The sequence below is a fragment of the Acinetobacter sp. YH12140 genome, assembly GCF_013418475.1.
Taxonomy (GTDB): domain Bacteria; phylum Pseudomonadota; class Gammaproteobacteria; order Pseudomonadales; family Moraxellaceae; genus Acinetobacter; species Acinetobacter amyesii.
The window spans coordinates 436219-458934 of sequence record NZ_VPBZ01000003.1 but is presented as its reverse complement, the minus strand read 5'-3'; the positions used below and the strand labels follow the sequence as shown (position 1 = coordinate 458934).

Sequence of the window (22716 nt, the reverse complement as noted above, 5' to 3'; positions counted from 1 at the left end):
TATAAAAAAGGAATATTCCAAAAAATAATACTAAGGAAGTTTGTGAAAACAATGAATAAATTATATCCATTGCTTGCATTTATGATGCTCGGAAGCATCGCACATGCCAATGACAATTCATTTTTACCTGAGGCAAAGTTAACAGGTAAGGGTTATCAACCATGGAATGTTGGAGCAGGTTTTACTCAAAAAATTATTCACGTGAATGGTGAGTGGGTAAACCCATATGGCATTGCCTATGCAAAAGCTGGTGTTTTCTTGAACGATGATAAAACACCTGGTGGGCAAGTCGGCTTTCGTTACCCCGTTCATTTCACTGGCAAAGATAAAAATGGTTATTATATCGGAGCTTATGCGGGCCACATCGACTCCAAGAAAGTAGATGGTGAGGATGAAGCGCGTTTAGGTGGTGGTATCGATCTTGCTTATGTGATGTTGAGTGCCGAGCGTATTAGTACGTTTAGTGTAGGCTTGGGTGCGGGTGAAAAATTAGAAGACAAATCAGGTAATGTGATTGTGGAAACCGAACCGAGACTACAAATCTCATATACTTTAAGTTTTGGTTTGTAGTGAAAATAATCAACTTTATTTTATAACCGCACTCACTGAATAAAATTAAATATGGAAGTTATGCATGCTTGAGTACGTTAACGAATTGTGGCAAACCTTTTTGCAACGTCCCGATTTTTGGGCTGTGCTGAGTATTATCCCCGTTACCGCATTCGTTACCTGGGCACACGTTTGGATGGCACTGAAAATGGTATTTTACCCAATTAATTTCTGGGGATTCCATTTAGGTCCATTACCCGTGGGATGGCAGGGGATTGTGCCAAGAAAAGCTGGACGTATTTCTGGCATTATTACGGATAATACATTGTCTAAATTGGGTTCCTTGCGTGAGTTTTTGGATGCAATGGATCCTGAGGACATGGCGCGCATCATTGGTGAACAAGTTGGCTTTGAGCTTGAACATTTGATTGATGAAGTCATGCTAGACCGAAATGCGGTGCTTTGGGAAAACCTACCGTATTCGATTAAACGTCGTATTTATGCCCAAGCACACAAACAGCTGCCAAATACCTTAAAAGAACTCGTGACCGAACTGACCATGAACGTAGAGTCACTTGTTGATATGCGTGAAATGGTGGTGAGCCAAATGGAAGCGGATCGTCTCTTGATGGTGCGTATGTTCCTTAAAGTTGGCCAAAAAGAAATCAACTTTATTTGGCATATCAGTGCCTTGATTGGGATGTTCTTTGGTATCTTCCAGATGATCGTTTGGTTTGTGGTGCCTTGGCATTGGACGGTTCCATTTTGGGCAGCAATCTGGGGCTTTTTGACCAACTGGATTGCCATCTGGATGGTATTTAATCCTATTGAGCCGCACCCCGTAAAGTATTTACAATTATTTGAATTAACTAAAGATCGTAAATTTCCTTGGATTAAACCTGTGATTCCACGTATTGGAACGTACAATGTTCAAGGGGCGTTTATGAAACGCCAAGAAGAAGTTTCGGATGTATTCGCAAGTGTAGTCACAGAAGACCTAATTACGTTAAAATCCATCATGACCGAAATGATGTATGGCGGGAAGAAAGATAAGACCCGTCGCATTGTGAAACGTCATATTAATGAAATTATGGAATCTCCACTGGTTCGTACCTCATTACAGTTGTCTTTAGGTCCAAAAGAGTACGCAAAACTCAAGACAGACTTGATCGATCGCTCAATTGAAATTACGATGGTGCCTGTATGCGACCCTGCGTTTAATGCGAGCCGTGCACAGAAAATCTTTCAAATGTTTAGAGACCGTATTCGTGAGCTAACACCGAAAGAATTTCAAAATCTATTACGTCCTGCATTTCAGGAAGACGAATGGATTTTAATTGTCTTGGGTGGTGTAACCGGTTTTATCGCGGGTACAATACATTTGTTTGTGGCTTTCTTATAATTAGATGCTGGAAGATGATCTGAATCTTGGGTTTAGATCACTACATAGCGTCATATACAATGTTTAAAATGAGGATGTTTTTTTATGCGCATTATATTACTCGGACCACCTGGAGCAGGTAAAGGGACACAAGCTCAGTTGATCTGTAAGCGCTACGATATCCCACAAATTTCAACCGGTGATATGCTCCGTGCTGCGATTCGTGAAGGTACTGAATTAGGTCTACAAGCTAAAAGCGTCATGGATAATGGCGGCCTTGTATCTGATGAGCTTATTATTGGTCTTGTAAAAGAACGCATTGCTCAACCTGACTGTGTCAACGGCTGCATTTTCGACGGTTTCCCGCGTACGATTCCACAAGCTGAAGCGCTTGAAAACGAAGGTATCAGCATCGATCACGTAATTGAAATCGATGTACCTGACGAAGAAATCGTTCAACGTTTATCTGGTCGTCGTCAACACCCAGCATCTGGTCGTGTATATCACACCGTTTACAACCCACCAAAAGTGGAAGGTAAAGATGACGAAACTGGTGAAGATCTTGTTCAACGTCCGGATGACCAAGAAGCAACAATTCGTAAGCGTTTAGGTTCTTACCACGCTGAAACTGAGCAATTGGTTGGTTTCTACCAAGGTCGTGCAGCTTCTGGCGAAAACGCACCGACTTATGACAAATTAAATGGTCTTCGTCCAATCGATCAAGTTCAAACTGATTTGTTCGCGATTTTAGATCAGTCTAAATAATTCAGTTTTTTTTGAATTTTTGACAATCAAAGAGTCCTACTGCATAGTGGGGCTCTTTTTTTATGTGGCTTTTAGGGCGAATCTGTTATGAAATTTGCTTTGGTTATAATGGTCATCATCGCTGTGGCGGTGTTATTGGGCTTATTATTTGTCAGCTTTAAAATGTTGCGTAAAGTGCAAGTGGAAGAGTTGGCTGAACGCCGTGAAATGCGTAAATTTTTACATGTATCTGAAAAGTATGAGGTACATCCGCAAGTTGAAGAAGAAAAAAAACGCTTGGAAAAGTTAAAAAAAGAGTTAGAAAACAAAGACACCAAATAAAAATGTCTAAATAAATAGGATTTTTTCAGATTATGAGAATTAGATAATGGAGTATTTGAATAGACATACCTGCTTGTTATTTCTTATAAATGTATGCCTTATTGCCTGTAAGAGTGACGTACAAACAGAAGCAGAGATTCTAAAACAGCAATGTCCTGTATTAGTTGAAAGCAATCCGTTATGTAAAATTGTATATGATAAGAATTTAACATCGACAGAGAAAATAGCGGGTATGGGTTTTTTGTATTTTACAGGCCAGAAAAATATTCAAAAAGATTATGTGCAGGCTTTTAATTTATTAAATTTTGCTGCACAACAAGGAGATGCTGAAGCAATCAATATATTGGGTATGATTTATATGAATGGAGCAGGACGAGATCAAGACTTTATAAAAGCAGAAAAATACTTCATGCAGGCAAGCCTGTTAAATGAGCAAAATGCTAAAAATAACTTAGGTACTTTGTACCGAAAACAGAAAAGAAATGCGGAAGCTGAAAAGTGGTATCTTCAGGGAGTAGCTGATGATCCAAGCAAGGCTTACGAAGGATTATCAAAATTATATGTTGAACAAGGGAAATATGAACAGGCATACGAATATTCTATCAAAGCATCTGAATATCGGAATGCGGAAGCTGAGTATAATCTTGGTGTTTTTTATGAGCAGGGGATTCATGTAGAACAGAGCAATGCGCAGGCTATATATTGGTACCAACGAGCAGCAAGTCAAGGGCATCAGGATGCTGCCCATAATATGCGCATTTTGTCAGACAAGGGAGCAATATAGTTCTATTTGAAAGGCTACTCTGATTTAGTAGGCAGAAATTCTTCATTTAATCTAGCTAAATTGATTTAAAGATGCTTTTAATCGCTACTAGGAACGCACTTCGAAATATTGCTATTAGTAAAAAGCTCAACATATTTTTTCATCATTGCTTCTTAAGATTTAACTCTTTCACTGCACCAAACTCATACTTATCATTCCAATTACATACATCAGACACGATACATTCATTGCATTTGGGTTTGCGGGCAATACAGGTATAACGCCCATGCAGAATCAACCAATGATGTGAATCAACAATAAACTCTTTGGGGATGACTTTGACGAGTCGGTGTTCGACTTCCAAAACATTTTTGCCGACAGCCAATCCTGTACGATTACCTAAACGAAAAATATGCGTATCAACGGCCATGGTTGGTTGACCAAAAGCAGTATTCAGCACCACATTTGCAGTTTTACGACCGACACCGGGTAAGGCTTCCAAATCTGCACGATTATTCGGAACGATACTGTTATGCTTCTCAATGAGAATCTTGCAGGCTTTAATGACATTTTCCGCTTTTGAGTTATACAGGCCAATGGTCTTGATATATTCCTTCAGTCCGTCAACACCTAACGCATAAATAGCTTCAGGAGTATTTGCTACTGGAAAAAGTTTATCTGTAGCTTTGTTGACACTGACATCTGTGGCCTGAGCAGATAGGGTAACAGCCACTAAAAGTTCAAATGGACTACTATAATTGAGTTCAGTTTTCGGGTTGGGGCGTTGCTCACGTAAGCGTTCAAAAAAAGTTTGAATTTGCTTCTTAGTCATGTTTTTAACAGCCATGATTAAGCCCCTTGCAGTTGTGTTAGTTGTAGCGTTAGCGTATGGAGTAATTCACGTTTTTTTGCATCGTCTCGAACACTCAGTTGTTTTTCTAACTTTTTGATTTGTGTTCGAATTTTTGCAAGTTCAATGGTGGTTTTTGCATCGAGTTGAACGACTGGCGTAGCAGGTTTTTCCACGACTTCAATGACCGGTACTGAGTCTGTCTGGGTCGAAAATTGGGCAAAAAGTTCCGTATCAATTTCTGCGCGTACAATAGGGCCTTTACGATGAATTCGGCGCTTTTCCTCACGCTGAATATGTGCATAGTAGCGGCGACGTAAATCATTCTGTTCTGCGATTCGAACGGCTTCAGATGGCACTTGATCAAGCTCTTCAACAAGGTCGATACAATCCACTGGACAAGGTGGAATGCAGAGTTCGCAGCCCGTACATAAATCCGTCAAGACGGTATGCATCAATTTGCCTGAGCCAATAATGGCATCAACAGGGCAGGCACTAATACATTTGGTACAACCAATACATTCATCCTCACGAATCACAGCTTTAACCCGTTGCGGGCGTCCATCACTTTGGATTGGCCAAACGCTGGCTTCTGCTGTTAAGTGTGGACGATTTAATAACGCTGCTAGTGAATCTGCCACAGGTTGACCACCGGGTATACATTTATTGGCTTCTTCTCCTTCACTGATGGCTTTGGCATAGGGTAAGCAGCCGTCTCGGTGTCCACAAAGTCCACATTGAGTTTGTGGCAATAGGGCATCAATTTGTTGGATGAGGGAAATTTCAGAAGTCATGGGTAGTCGCGAGTACAAATGAAGGCAGAGAAAAACCAAAGAGGACGTTGAATTCTAGCATGTTTCAGTATGAATTGCTGTGCGCAAAAATGGGTCTATAGATGCATCATAAATGAGCAAAATAATTCATTAAAATATTCCTAAAAGTAATAATATTTATAACCAAAATATCTGATTAATCAATTTAAATCGCTGTTCTTTAAAGAATTTAAAGATTTTTTAAAAAAACTATTGCTGATTAGTTACAAAAGATATTTAATATTTTGCGCCAAAATATATCTTTGATCAAAATTGTGATCAATTTTGATCCATACATCTGCTGAGGATTAAGTGTTGAAATATAACAGCCTTAACGACTTCCTAGACTACGTTAAAACACGTGATGAACATCAACCTGAATTTCTTCAAGCTGTTGAAGAAGTGATGACGAGCCTTTGGCCATTCATCGAAAAGAACCCACAATATGCTGACTACGGTTTGCTAGAACGTCTTGTTGAGCCTGAGCGTGCAATTCAGTTCCGTGTTTCATGGGTAGATGACAAAGGTCAAACTCAAGTTAACCGTGCTTTCCGTGTTCAATACAACTCAGCAATTGGTCCATTCAAAGGTGGTATGCGTTTCCACCCATCAGTGAACCTTTCAATTCTTAAATTCTTAGGTTTTGAACAAACTTTCAAAAATGCTTTAACTACACTTCCTATGGGTGGTGGTAAAGGTGGTTCAGATTTTGACCCTAAAGGTAAATCTGAAGGCGAAATCATGCGTTTCTGCCAAGCATTAATGATCGAATTATACCGTCATCTTGGTTCTAACACTGACATCCCTGCGGGTGACATTGGTGTAGGTGGCCGTGAAGTTGGCTACATGGCTGGTATGATGAAAAAATTAAGCAATGACACAGCATGTGTGTTCACTGGTAAAGGTTTAACTTTCGGTGGTTCACTTGCGCGTCCTGAAGCAACTGGTTACGGTACTGTGTATTTCGCTGAGGAAATGCTAAAAACTCGTGGCGATAGCTTTAAAGATAAAGTTGTAACGATTTCGGGTTCTGGTAACGTTGCACAATACGCTGCTGAAAAAGCAATGTACTTAGGTGCGAAAGTGGTTTCACTTTCTGACTCAGCTGGTACTGTATACGTGAAAGACGGTTTCACAACTGAACTTCTTGCTGAAGTAATGGAATTGAAAAACGTTAAGCGTGGCCGTATTTCTGAATTTGCATCTAAGCACGGTTTTGAATATTTAGAAGGTCAACGCCCTTGGTCAATCAAATGTGATATCGCACTGCCATGTGCAACTCAAAATGAATTAGATGAAGCTGATGCTGAAGCTCTTCTTGCTAATGGCGTAATCTGTGTTGCTGAAGGCGCAAACATGCCATCTACTTTGGCTGCAGTTGAGAAATTCGTTGAAGCGAAAATTCTTTATGCACCAGGTAAAGCTTCAAATGCAGGTGGTGTTGCAACTTCTGGTCTTGAAATGTCTCAAAACGCAATTCGTTTGGGTTGGACTTTCGAAGAAGTTGACGAGCGTCTACACGCGATCATGAAAGAAATTCACCGCAACTGCGTGAAATACGGTACTGAAGAAGATGGTACTGTGAACTATGTAAACGGTGCGAACATTGCAGGCTTCGTAAAAGTTGCTGACGCAATGCTTGCTCAAGGCGTTTACTAAGTTCTCCGTAAGTTGAACTGAAAACCGAGGCTCAAGCCTCGGTTTTTTTATGGCTGAATGGTGTGGAATATATTGGATTGTTAATTAGTGCTCATCAGGGTAAGTTGGATTTCGCTATCCATAACACTGAAGTGAAAATTTAAGGGTTGGTCGAGCAAATGTTTAATATGAAGCCCTAGCTGATGTAACTGTGTGCAGAACTTCAGAGTACTCCCTACATCTCCTATAAAACGCAAAGTATGCTTTTCTACATCATAATTGTGGCCAATGTAATTACAGCCACTAAGAATGTCAAACTGCCATCGTTAATTTGATAGTTATTTGGGCGGGTAAAGCCTTATTTTCTACGAGAACCCACGTCTTTTGAGCTAATTGTTTTGCTTCAAAATCATGTAAATCAGCAATTCGCTGTATGCCTTTAAAGATATGGGTCTGTTGATTGTGATTCGTCAGGATGAATTCAGTAATTTGCAAGAAGTAGCTTTAGATTAATATCGCTAAAGCGTTGGCTGAACAGTACATCGTGATTTGAATACTATGCATATCCAATCAGCGTTTGCGGTTGTGTAGATATAAAAAAACCGAGGCGATGACCTCGGTTTTTTATCGGCTGTAACTTACAAGGTACCTTTTACGGCTTCACGTTCGACTGACATATCAAAAATATAGGCATATTTTGATTGGTCAGCAGCAGGGTTTTTACGTTCAAAACGTTTTACGCGAATAATTTGGCGTTCTGCAGGAGTGTGCTTAAAGCCTTCAATTTGATCGTAAAATAAAGTCCAGTCTTTATCAACTTGTGTTTTTAGGCCTTTTTCATCGTATTTCACTTCACGTACTTGCAAACAAGTTTGTGGAGCAACGCCTGTACATTGTTTAGTTTCAGGGCTGACTTCAAGGAAAATCGTTTCGCCTTGTGAGTTATATTGGGTTTCAGGTGTTAATTTTCCAGTGAAAACCAGTTTTTCACCTGTTGCAGAGATAATGGTTAACGTTGGATTTTGTGGATCTGTAGTATTTAAAACAAAAGGTGCTTTACGGTCACTAAAGAGTGAAGATGCAAGTCCTTCTTGTTTCATCGCATTATCAGGACACGCCATCATGGTAGATGCAATATTACCTGTCACGAGGGTATTGTGTTCAACTTTCCATTGGGTTGACATGCTATTACAGCTGGTTGAAATACCTAAAGTGCCATTTTCTAGAAAATTTAAAACTAAAGGTTTTGGTGCATTTTCAGTGGTGGTGCTCCATTGATATGAAGCTAAAGTTTTATCAGCATTTTGTTGTTGTAATACGCTCACGGCTAAATCTCCAGCTTTTTGGATATCGCTTGATTGACATGCTGCAAGGGCTAAAGGGAAGAGGGCGATCGCTAAATATTTTAATTTCATTACGCTAACTGTTCTAAGTGAATTTCAGCCTGTAGCATAACCCATTCATTTAAAAAAAATATGAATACATTCAGCTCAAATAAGTAGCAAAATGTATCCATAAATAATAATTTGTTAACTTATTAATATAAATTATGAATAAGTCGAGCTATCAAGTTTATTCACGCTTAATCAAAACGATAAATATCCATACCCAGTGAACCCATACTAAAGCTACTGTGAACAATAGAGAAGCGGGGGCCTGCACCCATCGCAAAGAAGATGGGTGCAAAATGTTCAATGGTCGGATGGTTGCGTTGTACAAACGGGATATTTTGCCAATCGAGAACTGCATCAAAATCTTGATGGGTGAGCTTATTGACCACAAAATTACGGAATGTAGACGCCCATTCAGGCACGGCTGCGGCACGTGCATCCCAAGCCAATTCACGTAAGTTATGAGTAATACTGCCCGATCCAATCAACAGGATTTGCTTGTCACGTAAAGGTGCAAGCGTTTGTCCAATTTTATAGATCTCTTGCGCAGACATGGTCATCGGCAGTGATATTTCAATTACAGGAATGTCGGCATCAGGATACATATGCAATAACGGCATCCAAACGCCATGATCGCGTGGACGGGTGCTGTTGGCATGTGCAGGTAATCCTGCATTGGCAAGCAAATGAAGGATTTCTTCTGCAAGCTCTGGGTTACCCGGCGCTGGATAGCGAATATCATAAAGTTCCGCAGGGAAGCCACGGAAGTCATGCCAAGTTTCAGGACGGGCACTTGTACTTACTTCTAGTGCGTTACTTTCCCAATGTGCGGACATGATAATAATGGCTTCCGGTTTTGGAAGATTCAGGCTTAAACGTTCCAACGCAGGACCGACTTGCTCAGGATTGATGGCAAGCATAGGTGAGCCATGGGAAATAAATAAACCTGGAAGTGTTTGTAAATTCATCGCGGTCGCCGTTGGTTGTTTAAAGGAATATGAAGATCATGCACTAAATTATTCAGCGTAACAATTCGGATAATTTCAACGGTTTGTTTCATTGTTGCAACGCTGTAACTGCTGTATACGCTGGATGTCAGTTCGGATTAACCCGCACGATGGTAAGGGTGATTATGGTTAATACTCATTGCACGGTATAGCTGTTCGATGAGCATGACACGAACCATTGGATGCGGCAAAGTTAGTTTAGATAAAGACCAATGCCATGCTGCTGCTTTACGTACCGCCTCAGAATGTCCATCTGGTCCACCAATAGCTAAAACCACATCATTGCCTTCAAGCATCCAACCTTTCATCGTTTCAGCCAGTTTTTCGGTACTGAACTCACGACCACCGACTTCTAAGGCGATCAGTACTTCATTCGATTTCATGGCATTTAAAATGCTGTCACCTTCAATTTGACGGTATTTTAAAATGTCGGCTTCTGAGTCGTTCTTGCCACGTTTGGCCATAGGCAGTTCAATGATTTGCGTTTGAACAAATGGCTGAATACGTTTGAAATAATCTTCAAAACCCGTCAGTACCCATGCTGGCATTTTTTGACCGATTGTCAGAATACGAATTTTCATACAGCGCCTGAAAGTATACAAAAGAGCATTATAACGGTTCGCTTGCACTTTGTATGTTCAGACACAATTTGCAATTGAAATCGTGTTCTGCTTGCTGTTTAAATACGCAGCATAAGCAGATTAGATCGAAGATGAAAATTGGAATAATAACAATGAAAAAAACATGGCAGGACGGTAAATTATTTTTGCTCAAGCAAGCAGCAATGCTTTCAATTTTTGCATGGTGTTCATTTGCGGCGTATGCCAACAATATTAGAACCGCTGAACCAGATAATTTAAAAGTCTATTTAGAGCAAATTATTGGTAATGAAGCTGAATATCGTAACTATAAGAACATTCAAGAGTTAAACCGGGTGTCTGCTTGGATTCGTGAGCAGATGCGTTTATTTGGTGTGAATTGTCGTTTTCAAACCTATACCGTAAACAGCCAACCATACCGTAATGTGGTCTGTCCCTTAAATGCAGGGCATAGCAACCGAGTGATCATTGGTGCGCACTACGATGTATTTGAGGAGCAGCATGGCGCTGATGATAATGCTTCTGGCGTTGCAGGTGTACTCGAAGCTGCACGGATTCTTTCGGCTGAAAAAGCGCGTTTAAAACAAAATATTGAATTTGTATTTTATACCCTTGAAGAACCGCCGTATTTTAGAACAGAGTCGATGGGCAGTTTTATCCATGCAAAATCGGTAGCAAAGGAAAAGGATAAAATTTCAGGTGTGTATATTCTTGAAATGATTGGTTATTTTGATCCGAAAGTTACCCAAGAATATCCTGTTGGACTGAAATGGATTTATCCATCGCATACGAATTTTATTGCATCGGTGGGGAACATTCAGTCTCGTGACTTAACCTCATCGTATTGTGCGGCGATGGAGTCATTGAAGCAGTTGCAATGTGAGCGCTTGATTTCACCTTCATTTATTCAGGGTGTGGATTTTTCAGACCATATGAATTATTGGCAATTTGATATGCCAGCGATGATGATCACTGATACGGCATTTTATCGTAATAAGCACTATCACACCGAGCAAGATACCCTGGATAAATTAAACTTAGACAAAATGGCTCAAGTGATCGATGGTTTAGTGAAAACCATCTTAAATTTGAAATAGCATGTCTTTAAAAACATGACATAAAAAACGCAGCCCCGAAAGCCTGTGGACTGCGATAAAAGGTCATCTACCTGGAGATGTAGATGACCATCTTGTTCCAATGATCATCACGCTTTTAGACGTGATTGGAACCAATAAAGAAACATACAGCGCGTATATCTCTCTACTATATATGTGGGATAGAGGGCGATATTTCAAGTAATAGTATTCAAATTTTGTAAGACTTTCTAATTGGCTATTCTTGATCTTGACGTCAAATTTGAAATAGTTATCCAATTAAAGGTTGTAGCTATTGTCTTGAGTCTTGTCATAGCGATGGATTTGAACGACAAGTTTAGAATATTCAGTATGAATAATGGATAAAAAAAGCCCTGTCCAAACAGGGCTTTTTTTTCTTTTATTGCTAGTTGTTAGCGCTTAGTGACGAGCAGCTTTGCCACCTTCAGTTGCTTTGACAATCGGTGTCTTTGCAAGAGGTTTCGGCATATCAACCAAGGCTAGAGGTAAAATCTCATCAATCGATTTCACTGGTTTAATTTCTAGACCTTCTTTGACATTGTCTGGAATCTCAGTTAAGTCACGAACATTATCTTGTGGGATAAAGACAAGCTTGATGCCACCACGGTGAGCAGCGAGAAGTTTCTCTTTTAAACCACCAATGCGCATTGCACGGCCACCAAGACTGGTTTCACCTGTCATCGCAATATCTGGACGAATCGCAATGCCTGTAAACGCTGAAACCAGAGCAGTGGTCAGGGCCAAACCAGCAGATGGACCATCTTTCGGTGTTGCGCCTTCTGGTAAATGCACGTGTACATCAGTTTCTTCAAAGCGAATCGCTTCAATACCCAGTTCATCTGCACGGGTACGTACAACGGTCATCGCTGCTGTGATCGATTCTTTCATGACATCGCCAAGAGAACCGGTGGTAATGAACTTGCCTTTACCTTTTACTGCCGCAACTTCAATCGTTAGCAGTTCACCACCAACAGATGTCCATGCCAAGCCGTTTACACGACCCACTTCAGCTTCTTCTTCGGCCATACCGAAGTCGAATTTGTGTGGACCTAAGTAGTCAGGAAGATTTTTCGAATCCACTTCAATTTGAAGATTTTTCGCTTTCTTGCTCACTGCTTCTTTTACCACTTTACGTGCAATTTTTGACACTTCGCGTTCTAAGCTACGAACACCGGCTTCACGTGTATAACGTTGTACGATATCGCGAATAGCTTCTTCGTGAACGGTTAATTCTTTTGCACGTAGGCCATTATTCTTGATGGCTTTTGGAACAAGGTAACGTTCAGCAATATTCACTTTTTCATCTTCGGTGTAACCCGGTAGACGAATCACTTCCATACGGTCAAGCAAAGCTTCTGGAATATTCATGCTGTTTGCAGTACAGATGAACATCACTTCAGAAAGGTCTAGATCAAGATCTAAGTAGTGATCATTGAACTTGCTGTTTTGTGATGGATCTAGGACTTCAAGCAATGCTGAAGCAGGGTCGCCACGGTAGTCTTGCGCCATTTTGTCAATTTCATCGAGTAAGAACAGTGGGTTCTTTACGCCAACCTTAGACAAAGATTGCACAATTTTACCTGGCATCGCACCAATATAAGTACGACGGTGACCACGGATTTCAGCTTCATCACGCACGCCGCCAAGCGCCATACGGACAAATTCACGGCCAGTTGCTTTGGCAACAGATTCACCGAGTGAAGTTTTACCTACACCTGGGGGACCAACTAAGCACAGGATTGGCCCACGAAGTTTTTTCACACGTGATTGAACAGCAAGGTATTCCACAATGCGGTCTTTCACGTCGTCTAAACCATAGTGATCGGCATCAAGAATATCTTGAGCTTTCGCAAGGTTAATGCTGACTTTGCTGGCTTTGTTCCAAGGCGTATCTAAAATAACTTCTAGATAGTTACGCACTACAGCAGCTTCGCTCGAAGCAGGTTGCATTGCTTTTAGCTTACGGAACTCATTTTCAGCTTTCTTGCGTACATGTTCAGGTAAATCGGCTTCAGCTAGACGTTTTTCAATTTCTGCAACGTCATCTTCAGCACCGCCATTCATGTCAGAAAGTTCGCGTTGAATGACCTTCATTTTTTCATTTAAGAAGTATTCACGCTGATTCTTTTCCATTTGGCGTTTTACAGAATCATGTAAGGTTTGCTCAATTTGCTGTTCTTCTGACTGTTGTAATAAATACGTCATGAGCTCAGCTAAATGTGCTTCAAATTCATCATGCTCTAAGAATTTTTGTTTTACATCAATATTCAAAGGCACGCGTGTTGCTACGAAGAATAATAATTGTAGCAAATCATCAATTTTATTGGCTGCTGCAATCAATTCACGTGCGTTACGCAATTTTGCTTCTGCATATTGAGCAAATAAGGTGCGTAATTCTTCCACACGATTATTCTGAGTTTCTGAGTCAACAGAAACCGTCATTGGGCTTAATGAATGCTCGGCAGTCAGGTAATCATCGGTATCGATAATTTTTTCTAACTTGGCACGATATAAGCCTTCAATCAGTACTTTTATACAGTTTTCATCATTCTCATGATTCACAACTTGCACAATCTTCGCGACAGTACCGTATTGATATAAATTGTCGTGATCAATTTCTTCTGTAAGCGAATCTTTTTGTGCAACTACGAATACAAGATTGTCACTGTCACGTGCGACATTGACTGCATTGATCGACTTTTCACGACCCACAAACAGTGCAATTTGCATGTGAGGATATACAACCACATCTCGTAGCGCTAAGAGCGGTAATACGCTCGGAATTGTAGTTTCCAAGCTTTCTTCATTCATAATAATCTCAGACATGGGCACTCCTAATGAGTGACAACGGTGTTGCCATGTTTTTTATAGTGATGTGTATTTTTTAAATTACAAGGGTCATGCCAATTAAAATGTATAAAAAATGACTAAATATGTGATTTTTAAGTGTAACTCAGTGTCAAAAATATCAAATTAACGTTTGAAACTTAAAGTTTGAGATGGGCTAATAAAGCCATCTAGCGGTTGATCCCATGCTTCTCGGACCAAGGGATCTTGAATGAGTTGAAAATCATGGCCAAGTCCTAAACGGTATGGGGTAGAGTGGGCAGTCGCTAATGTTTTATCGTAGAAGCCACCCCCCATACCAATACGTGTGCCGTACTTATCGCAAGCCAGCAAGGGCATTATTAAAAGGTCAAGGTGAGAAACATGCTTCCCGCGGCTTGCCATCGGTTCTTTCATACCGAGCGGGTGATGAGAAAAACGTTTACTAATATATTGATGACGTGAGATTTCAACCCAAACCAGTTGCTGATTCATGTTGCAAATCATGGGTAAATACACGTGTTTTTGATGTGCAAAACAGTAGTGGATGATCTTTTGAGTGTGAATTTCACCGAATGCATGTAAATACACGCCTATATGCTGACTGCTCTGAAAATGACTGAGTCTGACTAAACGCTGTAGGACTTGTTGTTCAGCTTGTCGTTGGGTCCATAGGTTTAGGCTACGACGCTGCTTGCGGAGTTGTTTACGAAGGCTGGTGGTGCTGAAAGTCATGATTCATTTCAAAGTAGCACAAAATTCTCAAGGCATTTTAACTCGTTCAAGCTTAAAAGTCCGAAAAAATAGGTTTTATCTTTTTTATATAAAGCGTTCCTTAAACACTAGTTTGCTTAAGGAACGCATACTTATTTAAGGTTTTTTTATACCAAGAATTTGCACATCAACACGGCGGTCTGCTTGTAAGCAAGCTTTTAAGGCATTTCGATCTTGCACATCAAAACAACCATTGGTTACAGGCTGAGTTTCACCTGCTGAAGCGAAACTTAATTTATCAGCAGCAATCCCTTGGTTCATTAAGTAATTTTTGACAGTTAGTGCACGTTGCAATGCAAGTTGCTGATTATATTTTTCACTGCCTAAACGGTCGGTATGGCCGGTAAGCTTAATCATATCAATACGTGCATATTGGTAATTAAGTTTAGTTGCTAGTTCATTCAAGCTTGATTTACCAGCAGGAAGTAAATCGGTTAATTTGCCACCATTAAATTTAAATAAAGAATCGGCAGCTAAATTTATATTATCTAAACTCGGTTCAATTGGTTTTATCACATTTTTTAGAGCATTATCTCTAATGGGGCAGTTATTAATTATAGTGCCATCATTATTTAATATAATAGGTTTGCCATTATTATCAACTGTAAGTAATAAGTTATTCAAAAGTGAATTTTCGTTTACACAATAGCTAACTGAATAATTTTCACAAAGATTTGTACAATTTTTCACCTTAAATTGGTATTCACCTTCTTTTAAATAAAAATCAGCAGAATTATTAATATAAAAATCACCGGCTTTAAAGTCATCTATATAGAGCTTATTTGCACATTTTTGGTTCTTAGCTTGATCATCTGCGCATAATTTTTCATCACGTTGAACATGTATTTTGTATGCATCAATCATATTGTTTTGAAACAATAAATTATCTGGTTTTGCATATTTATTTACGCCAGGAAAAGTTGAACATGCGACAACTGAGCGTCCACAAGTTGAAGTGACTGTGACACCGAATGGTGACATCGTACAGACTTACCCTGATGACACCGATCCATCCACAATTACGCCTGACCAAATTACGGTTAAAGATCCAAATGGCAAAGACATTGTGGTTGAGTTTGGTACACCTGAGACTCAACCAGACGGTTCAATTACGGTAACGGGTAAAGTGCCAGAGGACGTTGAAGGCAAAGTTACGGTTAATGTACCAGAAGGTTCATATGAAGACACTTCGGGTAACCTGGGTCTACCAGGTACAGGCAACGAAAACATCAATATGGTTCCGCTTGTAGCAGAAGTGACGATTACACCAGACGGTAAGATCACTGTGATTTATCCGGATGATGTGGACCCTGACACGATTGAAAAAGACAAAATTGTTGTTGAAGGTCCAAATGGTCCAATCGAAGTACTATTTACACCTGCTGTGAAACAACCAGATGGCTCATATGTGGTGACTGGTGAAGTTCCTCTGGGTGTTGATGGTGACATTACAGTAACTGTCCCAACAGAAAGCTATGAAGATAAATCAGGTAATCCGGGTGAGGAAGTCGATAAAACTGTCCCAGTGGACAATATCGCTCCTGAAGTTGAAACAACCCAAGTGGTTACGACAGAAGATCAAAGTGTGACATTAACATGGGCGCATTTTGGTATTTCAGATGCAAATACAGCAAATGATCAGCTTGTTATTACGGTAACAAATCTGCCAAAAGACGGTGTATTGACAATCGTAGATGCTGCTGGGAATAAAACACCAATCATCGCGGGTCAAACACTATCTTATGCTGATATTAATGCCGGAAAAGTTGTATTTGCACCAGATGCTAACGAAGCTTCAGCAACTGACGGCGGAGTATATGCAGGCCTAGAATTTAATGTTTCTGATGGTAAACATGTGACTTCAGGTGAATTGGAAATTGTTGTTGATGCAGTTGCAGATAAGCCTTCTTTAACATTAGATTTATTAGATTGGAGCCCAACGGCTGTTAATTTAAATATTCAAACTTGGAATAATCTTAAAACTGTTACTGTTGATGGAAAATCTTATAATTTATTGCAAGGTAATGGTAATGGCATGCCAGCAGATACCTTGAGAACGGTTTTTGAATACTTAACCAGTTCGAAAAATACAACTCTTCCACCTGCAAGCACTAGTGAAACTACAAGTTTGGTTGATTCAAGTGTAGCAACCTATGAAGGCGTTGCAATTACAGGTTATGTGTATTTGGAAGCTGGGCATACTTATAGCTATAAAGGTAAAGCAGATGATAGTGGTATGTTGATTATTGGAAACCAAGATCCTGTATTTGTGAGTTGGGGAGGCTTGAGCCAATCGGTAGACCTTAGCTTTACCGCTAAAGAGTCAGGGTTCTATACCTTTGATTTCTACATGCATAACCAAGCAGGTCAGGGTAACTATGATTTCCAATTAATCGATCAGTCACATGGTGATAAGATAAGTTATTATCCTAGTCTTGATGCTGCTGTATCAGATCTGAATAATTTTTATCAACAGACTAATCCTTCTGTGGAATGGCAAGTATCTGACTTGATTCAAGGAAGTAGTACCGATAAAGATCAAAATGGTTTCCATAGACCATATTTCAACCTAAGTGGTGAAGTTGGACAGGATATTTCTCTTGGTCTACTTAATACTAGTTTGAATGATCTCGATAGTTCTGAAAGCTTAACACTGAATTTCTCTGGTTTAGTTGAAGGTATGAAAATTTATGCTATTACAGAGGACGGAACTCGAGTATTGCTTGGAACTGCGGATACAAATGGCAATTTAAGTTTTGTAGCTGATGGAATGAGTATCGAAGGTTCAAACTTAGTGGCGATTGCACCACCAAGTTTGGTTGTTACGGGTAATTCTTTACAGTTGAACGTGAAGCTTGAATCTCTTGCAACTGAAAAATCGAATGGTTCAACTGCAAGTTCAGAATTAGAGTTCGGTGTAATTTTGTATCCTGCTTCTGTAACAAACGCTGCACCTGAAATTGAAATTGAACCAGAAGTAGTCACTGTTGGTGCAGCTGTTGCCGGTCAAAAAATTGCTGCTTATGCTGCATCGGATGCAGATAATGATAGTCTGAATGTGACATTTGCTAATGGCTCGACAGTTAGTGCCGACGGTTTCTATCAATTATCAGTGGCTGATCAATCTGTAACCTTAACTCAGAAAGGTGCGGATCAGCTAAATTCAGGTGCTGTATTGCCTTCGATAAGTCTTCAAGTTACTGATGGTAAAGTTACAACTCCTGTAACTGGCAATGCTGAACTCATTGAGTTAAAAGCAACATTAACAAGTGAAATTTCGGTATCAGGGTCAACATCAGGTGGAACTGGTGGTGGTGCATCAAGTGCAGTGATTAACGTTCCAAACCTAGGTACGATTTATAAAGATGCTGAAGGTAATTATGTTTCTGATGATCTTGTTGCGGGAGCGAAAATTGTAGATATTGCTGCAGAGATGCAAGTAATTATTCAAGATCCAGCAAATGATGGTGACTTTAATAAAATTGCTAGTGCTTTAGATAAATTTGCTAATTATAGAGGTGATGATAGCAATTCTGAAATCGTTATCATTAATTGGGTGAATATTTATGATGTACTTTCTATAAAAGTTGGTAGTCAAGATTTCTTGCAGAAAATGCCTCGTGGATTTACAAGTTCTAAAGGTTCACCTAGTGACTGGATTGTATTTGATGAAGCGTATTCAGGTGAAAAATATCCTGTCAATTCAATGATTTTAAACAACTCTGATACAACCAACTATATTGATGGTTTTAACTTGAGTATTACGGGTGTCCAAAATGTAAGTAGTTTCCAAATTAATATGTTGGAAGGTGTGCTATTTGCGGATGGAACTCAAATTGCTAAGACAGGTGAGAAAAATCAAAATGGACAGGATCAACTTGGTGTAATAGCTCCGGAAGCAGGCGTTCCAGAGAAAGTTTTACAATTTACTTTACATGCAGAAGTTCTAAATGATGCAGAGGAAAATGTGAATGTAAATGGTGTGAAATTTAAATCTGCTGCTCTTGATGCTTTAGTTGATGCCAAAGTTTCGGTAAATGGTATATCAGTAAGCAAAGATTCAGATGGGTATTATACTTATCAAGGCACTTCAAGTAGTCAAGTTGAAGATTTTGTAGTGAAAGTTACAGTCCCTGAAACCTCAATTCAAGATGTAAATGTACTTACAACCCAGCTCGAAACAGAGTTAGGAAACAGTAACAATGTGCATCCTATTCAGGAAACAGTGACTGCGACAGCATCGTTTGCGATGTTCTCATTAGAAAGTGAAAGTTTACTTATTGGTGATGATATTGTTTTCGACCTTCTTGCAGACGATAATTTGGGTGGAAATGCATTAACAACCGTAAATGATTTTTCTACAACTGACCAAATCGACATCTCATCTTTACTTTCTGACGATGCAACTGAAGCGAATCTCGCAGAGTTTGTAACAGTAGAATATGACGAAGAAACTGATTCAGCTGTGATTTCAATTGACCGTGATGGCACATCAGGTACGGAATATGAATCACAAGATCTTGTAGTCTTGCTCAATCAAACCAACAAAGTCGAACTATATGACCTAATCAACAATAATCAAATTATTTACTAATAATTTGATGAACTAAAAAAGCACCTTCGGGTGCTTTTTTTTGCTTCCCAAAAAGTGAATGCAGATTGAAGACTTGGTTTTAATCAACAACTCATCGGAATTAAAACAAATACGCTATATCTACACTTGTATATTGAATAAGCTTTCTTTGCGCTTAAAAAGCGACACTTATCTGATGACGTAGCTCAAAAGCTATGCATAAAAACAAATTGATGGACAATAAAAATGAAAAAGAATCTCTGGATCAGGACACTTCTTTGTATGACGGTTGCGGTGTCACCACTTACTTTCGCAGCGACCAGCACTGCACCCGTTCCACCCAATAGCCAGCAAGTCTTTTTTGTCGGCAATAACTGGGATGGTACGGTTACAGTCATCAATCCTGCAAAAAACTATCAGAAAGTTGGTGTCATCAATATGGTGCCCGACAAAAAGGAACGGCTCACTGAAATTTACCTCAACCCAGTAAAATTGATTGCCTATAGCTATATTCGTAATACGGCAGGAGAGGGAAATGATCAATTGGTCGATGACATGTATTCCACACCAGATGGCAAATCAGTGGTTGCATCACGCCCAAGTTATGCAGATGTAGTCTCGATTAACATAGCAACAGGAAAAATCAATTGGCGCACACCCGTTGAAGGTTTCCGAGCAGACCATATGGCGGTTTCACCCGATGGGCAACAAGTTGCTATTTCAGCATCTTCAGGGAATGTCGTACAAGTACTCGATATCAACACAGGCAAGGAACTCGGGCGCTTTGCCACAGGAGATAAGCCACATGAAAATATCTATTTTGCCAACGGTACTAAAATCTTAAATTCAGCCATTGGTAATGTCGAAACAGCCATGGATGCATCTTGGCAAGACTTTACCAAAGGCAAACGCTACATCACGATCGCAGATGCTCAAAGCTATAAAGTCCTCAAAAAAATCGATTTTAGACCTGCTTTAGATGCCGTAGGACGTAAAGACCTGTCTAACTCAGTTCGACCGATTGTATTTAGTAAAGATGAATCCAAAATCTATGCTCAGGTCTCATTTTTTAATGGCTTGGTCGAATATGATCTCAATCAAGGCAAAGTCACACGCATTGCACAGCTTCCGGGAAGTACAACTATTCCCTCTGATCGCACGAAATGGGTAAATGACTCACGCCATCATGGGCTTTCGATCAGTGGAGATGGTGAAAAACTATGTGTTGCAGGAACGATGGATGATTATGCCACCATCGTCGATCGTAAAACTTTGACCGCGGCGAAATTGATTGCTGCAGGCAAACCGTATTGGGCAACGCAAAGTCCAGATGGTAAGCGTTGTGTCATTTCTGAAAGTGCCACAGATGCAGTAACCGTGATTGATTTTGCAACAGGTGAAAAAGTCATCACAGTTCCAGTTGGCAATCACCCACAGCGTGTTCGTTTAGGTTATGCACCAGCAGGATGGGGCAGTCAGTAAAACAGTTTAAATCAAAAGAAAATGGAAAAATCAGAGTCAAATAGGCTCTGAATTTTTTAATTGAAGAATATTTAGAGATTGAATCATGTATAAGAAATGGATTGTTATCGGGTTAGTGGTTGGCTTGATTTTATTGTTGATGATTCAGTTATTAAAACCAAAGCAGCAGGAGGTTCATGAACAGCTACCGTTAGATCAACAAAAAGTGTCTCAAACACGTTCAGAGCGAACTATAGAAAATGTATTGCAGCATTCAAGTTTTAATTCCAAACAATCAATACTCGACAGTGAAACGCACTCTGAGCTATTACAGCAACGTGAACAGGTATATCAACAATTTCAGCAAATAAATACGCTGATGAGTCAGGGACAGCAGCCGAATCAAAATCAAGTACTCGCTCTACTCGAGCAACAATATAACTTGGTTAAAAAAGGCGTCGTGAAATTGGATGAAGCCATTTCATCAATTCAATATTTACGACAAATTCTTCCTGAAATGGACAGAGCTTTGGATAGACAGTTAGCTAAACTGGAACAACTCAAAAAATGAATTAACTTGAATAAATAAACTTTTAAACTAACCAAACTTAAATGAAATAATTATGGTGAAGAACAAAAGTAGAGGGGCACGGAAATAGAATAGTAAATTAAAAAAATTTTTTAAATCAAATGCTTGTAATTTAAATAAGGATTTGGAAAATAAACACTCCGAAGATGCCGCTGCAAATGTCGTGACCCTGAACCCGATGAGTTCAAGGTGGACGCGACGTACACTCGCTGGGTTTCCCACTCGAGGAGGGCATACGCTCAGAATATACAGAACACATCCATAAGTTTAAGTATCGGCAGGGGATTAGACCTAGCTGGCGAACACCTCAGAGATGTGCTCAGTATAACGAATTCAGCGTTATTGGCAAATCACCAAACACTGACAAAGTGTTTAAAATGAAGCAATCGGGCAAAGTATAATCACTAAACCACCGATTAATCAGTCAATTCTTCAACTTGTTCCAAAATATTTTGCAACAAAAGTTCGCAGTTTGCATATTCTTGCAAACTCTTATTCATTGACAGGACTTCTTGCATTAATTCAAGTGCGACCATAATGATCAGCTTACTCGGTTCCATACGTGGTGCTTTACGACGAAATTCATCGTATTTGTCATTCAGTAATTGTGCTGCGCGTTCTAAATCGGCTTGTTGGTCAGAAGTAGTTGCTAAACGGAAACTATGACCTAGAACTTTTAAATCAACTGCAATTTGTTCACTCATGATCAAACTTCCTCATTACTTTCAGTCGGATGTGCCAATTGTTGAATTTCTTGCGCATGTTGATCTTGAGCTGTACCTAAAATAGCTAAACGTTGAATAATCGCTTCAACTTTTGCTTTGGCATGTTCATTTTTTTGCAATAAACGTTCACGTTCTTGCTGCAAACCTTGAATTTCTTGTTGAGCATGACGCTGTTCATTTTGCATCTTTTCTTTAACGATACGTAGCTCATTACGTTCTGCCAAAATTTCTTGAAAACGATTTTTTAGATCAGTACAGCTTTTTTCAAGACGGCTATATCGGTCAGCCAAAGCAGTTGCATCAGTATTCAGCTGGTGAAGTTGAGCACGTGAATCAGTTAATTGCTCATTCAGCGTATCAATTTCTTCTTGTTTGGAGGTGATAATACCGTTCTTATGTACAATTTGAGCATGATGGTGCTCATCAGACGAGTTTTTCTCATCTTGTAGGGCATTATTTTCGCTTTCAAATTGCGCCAGTCGCTTTTTTAAAACGCTAATATGCGCTTGGAGACGCTGTAATTCTTCTAACATAACGTAGTCGCACAGTCTTGCAAACAAAGGTAATATATACGAAG

At 39.7% G+C, this 22716-nt stretch carries 20 protein-coding genes and 1 other RNA gene; 10 read left to right on the top strand and 11 right to left on the bottom strand.

Going from position 1 to position 22716, the window contains the following annotated elements; all coding sequences use genetic code 11:
- Positions 1–51 precede the first annotated feature (51 nt).
- The 5 genes from FTU75_RS05855 to FTU75_RS05835 all read left to right on the top strand — a co-directional run bounded on the left by FTU75_RS05855 (position 52) and on the right by FTU75_RS05835 (position 3800).
- Positions 52–570, top strand: a complete 519-nt coding sequence (locus FTU75_RS05855) for a hypothetical protein (RefSeq protein ID WP_078192958.1) — start codon at positions 52–54, stop codon at positions 568–570.
- A gap of 64 nt (positions 571–634) precedes the next feature.
- On the top strand, positions 635–1951 hold the full coding sequence (locus FTU75_RS05850) for a hypothetical protein (protein ID WP_218948322.1): 1317 nt from the start codon (positions 635–637) through the stop codon (positions 1949–1951).
- Between the two features lie 84 nt (positions 1952–2035).
- Positions 2036–2695, top strand: coding sequence for an adenylate kinase (gene adk / locus FTU75_RS05845; RefSeq protein WP_078189866.1), 660 nt, complete (start codon positions 2036–2038; stop codon positions 2693–2695).
- Positions 2696–2782: 87 nt separating this feature from the next.
- On the top strand, positions 2783–3016 hold the full coding sequence (locus tag FTU75_RS05840) for a hypothetical protein (protein ID WP_180115372.1): 234 nt from the start codon (positions 2783–2785) through the stop codon (positions 3014–3016).
- 46 nt (positions 3017–3062) lie between these two features.
- Positions 3063–3800 (top strand): tetratricopeptide repeat protein, encoded by a 738-nt coding sequence (locus FTU75_RS05835; protein ID WP_180011841.1) that lies wholly within the window; start codon positions 3063–3065, stop codon positions 3798–3800.
- 142 nt (positions 3801–3942) lie between these two features.
- Here the strand turns inward: FTU75_RS05835 and nth are convergent, their stop codons facing one another.
- Positions 3943–4626 (bottom strand): endonuclease III, encoded by a 684-nt coding sequence (nth, locus tag FTU75_RS05830; RefSeq protein ID WP_180011839.1) that lies wholly within the window; start codon positions 4624–4626, stop codon positions 3943–3945.
- A 2-nt stretch (positions 4627–4628) separates the two neighbouring features.
- Positions 4629–5423, bottom strand: coding sequence for an RnfABCDGE type electron transport complex subunit B (locus FTU75_RS05825; RefSeq protein ID WP_180107594.1), 795 nt, complete (start codon positions 5421–5423; stop codon positions 4629–4631).
- Positions 5424–5753: 330 nt separating this feature from the next.
- Here FTU75_RS05825 and gdhA point away from each other — a divergent pair, with 330 nt between their 5' ends.
- On the top strand, positions 5754–7100 hold the full coding sequence (gdhA, locus tag FTU75_RS05820) for an NADP-specific glutamate dehydrogenase (RefSeq protein WP_227591817.1): 1347 nt from the start codon (positions 5754–5756) through the stop codon (positions 7098–7100).
- Positions 7101–7717: 617 nt separating this feature from the next.
- Here the strand turns inward: gdhA and FTU75_RS05810 are convergent.
- From FTU75_RS05810 to rlmH, 3 genes are all read right to left on the bottom strand, one after another.
- A complete protein-coding gene (locus FTU75_RS05810; RefSeq protein WP_180035383.1) occupies positions 7718–8494 on the bottom strand; it encodes an META and DUF4377 domain-containing protein in 777 nt (258 codons plus the stop codon).
- A 167-nt stretch (positions 8495–8661) separates the two neighbouring features.
- Positions 8662–9438, bottom strand: coding sequence for a dioxygenase (locus tag FTU75_RS05805; protein ID WP_180115371.1), 777 nt, complete (start codon positions 9436–9438; stop codon positions 8662–8664).
- A 137-nt stretch (positions 9439–9575) separates the two neighbouring features.
- Entirely contained in the window at positions 9576–10058 is a 483-nt protein-coding gene (gene rlmH, locus FTU75_RS05800) for a 23S rRNA (pseudouridine(1915)-N(3))-methyltransferase RlmH (RefSeq protein ID WP_078189858.1), read from the bottom strand.
- 152 nt (positions 10059–10210) lie between these two features.
- Between rlmH and FTU75_RS05795 the strand changes: the two genes are divergently transcribed.
- The gene (locus tag FTU75_RS05795) at positions 10211–11173 is read left to right on the top strand and encodes a M20/M25/M40 family metallo-hydrolase (RefSeq protein ID WP_373685846.1); all 963 of its coding nucleotides are present in this window, start codon (positions 10211–10213) and stop codon (positions 11171–11173) included.
- Between the two features lie 417 nt (positions 11174–11590).
- Here FTU75_RS05795 and lon read toward each other — a convergent pair whose 3' ends face one another.
- The 3 genes from lon to FTU75_RS05780 form a co-directional block, all read right to left on the bottom strand.
- On the bottom strand, positions 11591–14017 hold the full coding sequence (lon, locus tag FTU75_RS05790) for an endopeptidase La (protein ID WP_180115370.1): 2427 nt from the start codon (positions 14015–14017) through the stop codon (positions 11591–11593).
- A 147-nt stretch (positions 14018–14164) separates the two neighbouring features.
- Positions 14165–14752: a 5-formyltetrahydrofolate cyclo-ligase gene (locus FTU75_RS05785; RefSeq protein ID WP_180079045.1), complete on the bottom strand. Its 588-nt coding sequence runs from the start codon at positions 14750–14752 to the stop codon at positions 14165–14167.
- A 135-nt stretch (positions 14753–14887) separates the two neighbouring features.
- Positions 14888–15772, bottom strand: coding sequence for an OmpA family protein (locus FTU75_RS05780; protein ID WP_257223717.1), 885 nt, complete (start codon positions 15770–15772; stop codon positions 14888–14890).
- Here FTU75_RS05780 and FTU75_RS05775 point away from each other — a divergent pair.
- From FTU75_RS05775 to FTU75_RS05765, 3 genes are all read left to right on the top strand, one after another.
- Positions 15753–19385 carry a cadherin-like domain-containing protein gene (locus tag FTU75_RS05775; protein ID WP_180115369.1) on the top strand — a complete coding sequence of 1211 codons (3633 nt, stop codon included), beginning with the start codon at positions 15753–15755 and terminating at the stop codon, positions 19383–19385. The genes FTU75_RS05780 and FTU75_RS05775 overlap by 20 nt on opposite strands.
- 261 nt (positions 19386–19646) lie before the next feature.
- Positions 19647–20846: a YncE family protein gene (locus FTU75_RS05770; RefSeq protein WP_257223726.1), complete on the top strand. Its 1200-nt coding sequence runs from the start codon at positions 19647–19649 to the stop codon at positions 20844–20846.
- An 85-nt stretch (positions 20847–20931) separates the two neighbouring features.
- Positions 20932–21396: a hypothetical protein gene (locus FTU75_RS05765; protein WP_180115367.1), complete on the top strand. Its 465-nt coding sequence runs from the start codon at positions 20932–20934 to the stop codon at positions 21394–21396.
- Between the two features lie 152 nt (positions 21397–21548).
- Here FTU75_RS05765 and ssrS read toward each other — a convergent pair.
- From ssrS to FTU75_RS05750, 3 genes are all read right to left on the bottom strand, one after another.
- Positions 21549–21731: non-coding RNA, 6S RNA (gene ssrS, locus FTU75_RS05760), on the bottom strand.
- A gap of 99 nt (positions 21732–21830) precedes the next feature.
- Positions 21831–22118 (bottom strand): cell division protein ZapA, encoded by a 288-nt coding sequence (locus tag FTU75_RS05755; RefSeq protein ID WP_168378082.1) that lies wholly within the window; start codon positions 22116–22118, stop codon positions 21831–21833.
- Positions 22119–22120: 2 nt separating this feature from the next.
- Entirely contained in the window at positions 22121–22672 is a 552-nt protein-coding gene (locus tag FTU75_RS05750) for a hypothetical protein (protein ID WP_180107603.1), read from the bottom strand.
- Between the last annotated feature and the right edge of the window lie 44 nt (positions 22673–22716).

What these genes read in the sequence shown, in the direction of transcription:
- FTU75_RS05855 (WP_078192958.1), top strand. Translation starts at nt 52, where the DNA reads ATGAATAAATTATATCCATTGCTTGCATTTATGATGCTCGGAAGCATC.
- FTU75_RS05850 (WP_218948322.1), top strand. Translation starts at nt 635, where the DNA reads ATGCTTGAGTACGTTAACGAATTGTGGCAAACCTTTTTGCAACGTCCC.
- adk (WP_078189866.1), top strand. Translation starts at nt 2,036, where the DNA reads ATGCGCATTATATTACTCGGACCACCTGGAGCAGGTAAAGGGACACAA.
- FTU75_RS05840 (WP_180115372.1), top strand. Translation starts at nt 2,783, where the DNA reads ATGAAATTTGCTTTGGTTATAATGGTCATCATCGCTGTGGCGGTGTTA.
- FTU75_RS05835 (WP_180011841.1), top strand. Translation starts at nt 3,063, where the DNA reads ATGGAGTATTTGAATAGACATACCTGCTTGTTATTTCTTATAAATGTA.
- nth (WP_180011839.1), bottom strand. Translation starts at nt 4,626, where the DNA reads ATGGCTGTTAAAAACATGACTAAGAAGCAAATTCAAACTTTTTTTGAA.
- FTU75_RS05825 (WP_180107594.1), bottom strand. Translation starts at nt 5,423, where the DNA reads ATGACTTCTGAAATTTCCCTCATCCAACAAATTGATGCCCTATTGCCA.
- FTU75_RS05810 (WP_180035383.1), bottom strand. Translation starts at nt 8,494, where the DNA reads ATGAAATTAAAATATTTAGCGATCGCCCTCTTCCCTTTAGCCCTTGCA.
- FTU75_RS05805 (WP_180115371.1), bottom strand. Translation starts at nt 9,438, where the DNA reads ATGAATTTACAAACACTTCCAGGTTTATTTATTTCCCATGGCTCACCT.
- rlmH (WP_078189858.1), bottom strand. Translation starts at nt 10,058, where the DNA reads ATGAAAATTCGTATTCTGACAATCGGTCAAAAAATGCCAGCATGGGTA.
- FTU75_RS05795 (WP_373685846.1), top strand. Translation starts at nt 10,211, where the DNA reads ATGAAAAAAACATGGCAGGACGGTAAATTATTTTTGCTCAAGCAAGCA.
- lon (WP_180115370.1), bottom strand. Translation starts at nt 14,017, where the DNA reads ATGTCTGAGATTATTATGAATGAAGAAAGCTTGGAAACTACAATTCCG.
- FTU75_RS05785 (WP_180079045.1), bottom strand. Translation starts at nt 14,752, where the DNA reads ATGACTTTCAGCACCACCAGCCTTCGTAAACAACTCCGCAAGCAGCGT.
- FTU75_RS05780 (WP_257223717.1), bottom strand. Translation starts at nt 15,772, where the DNA reads ATGTCACCATTCGGTGTCACAGTCACTTCAACTTGTGGACGCTCAGTT.
- FTU75_RS05770 (WP_257223726.1), top strand. Translation starts at nt 19,647, where the DNA reads ATGACGGTTGCGGTGTCACCACTTACTTTCGCAGCGACCAGCACTGCA.
- FTU75_RS05765 (WP_180115367.1), top strand. Translation starts at nt 20,932, where the DNA reads ATGTATAAGAAATGGATTGTTATCGGGTTAGTGGTTGGCTTGATTTTA.
- FTU75_RS05755 (WP_168378082.1), bottom strand. Translation starts at nt 22,118, where the DNA reads ATGAGTGAACAAATTGCAGTTGATTTAAAAGTTCTAGGTCATAGTTTC.
- FTU75_RS05750 (WP_180107603.1), bottom strand. Translation starts at nt 22,672, where the DNA reads ATGTTAGAAGAATTACAGCGTCTCCAAGCGCATATTAGCGTTTTAAAA.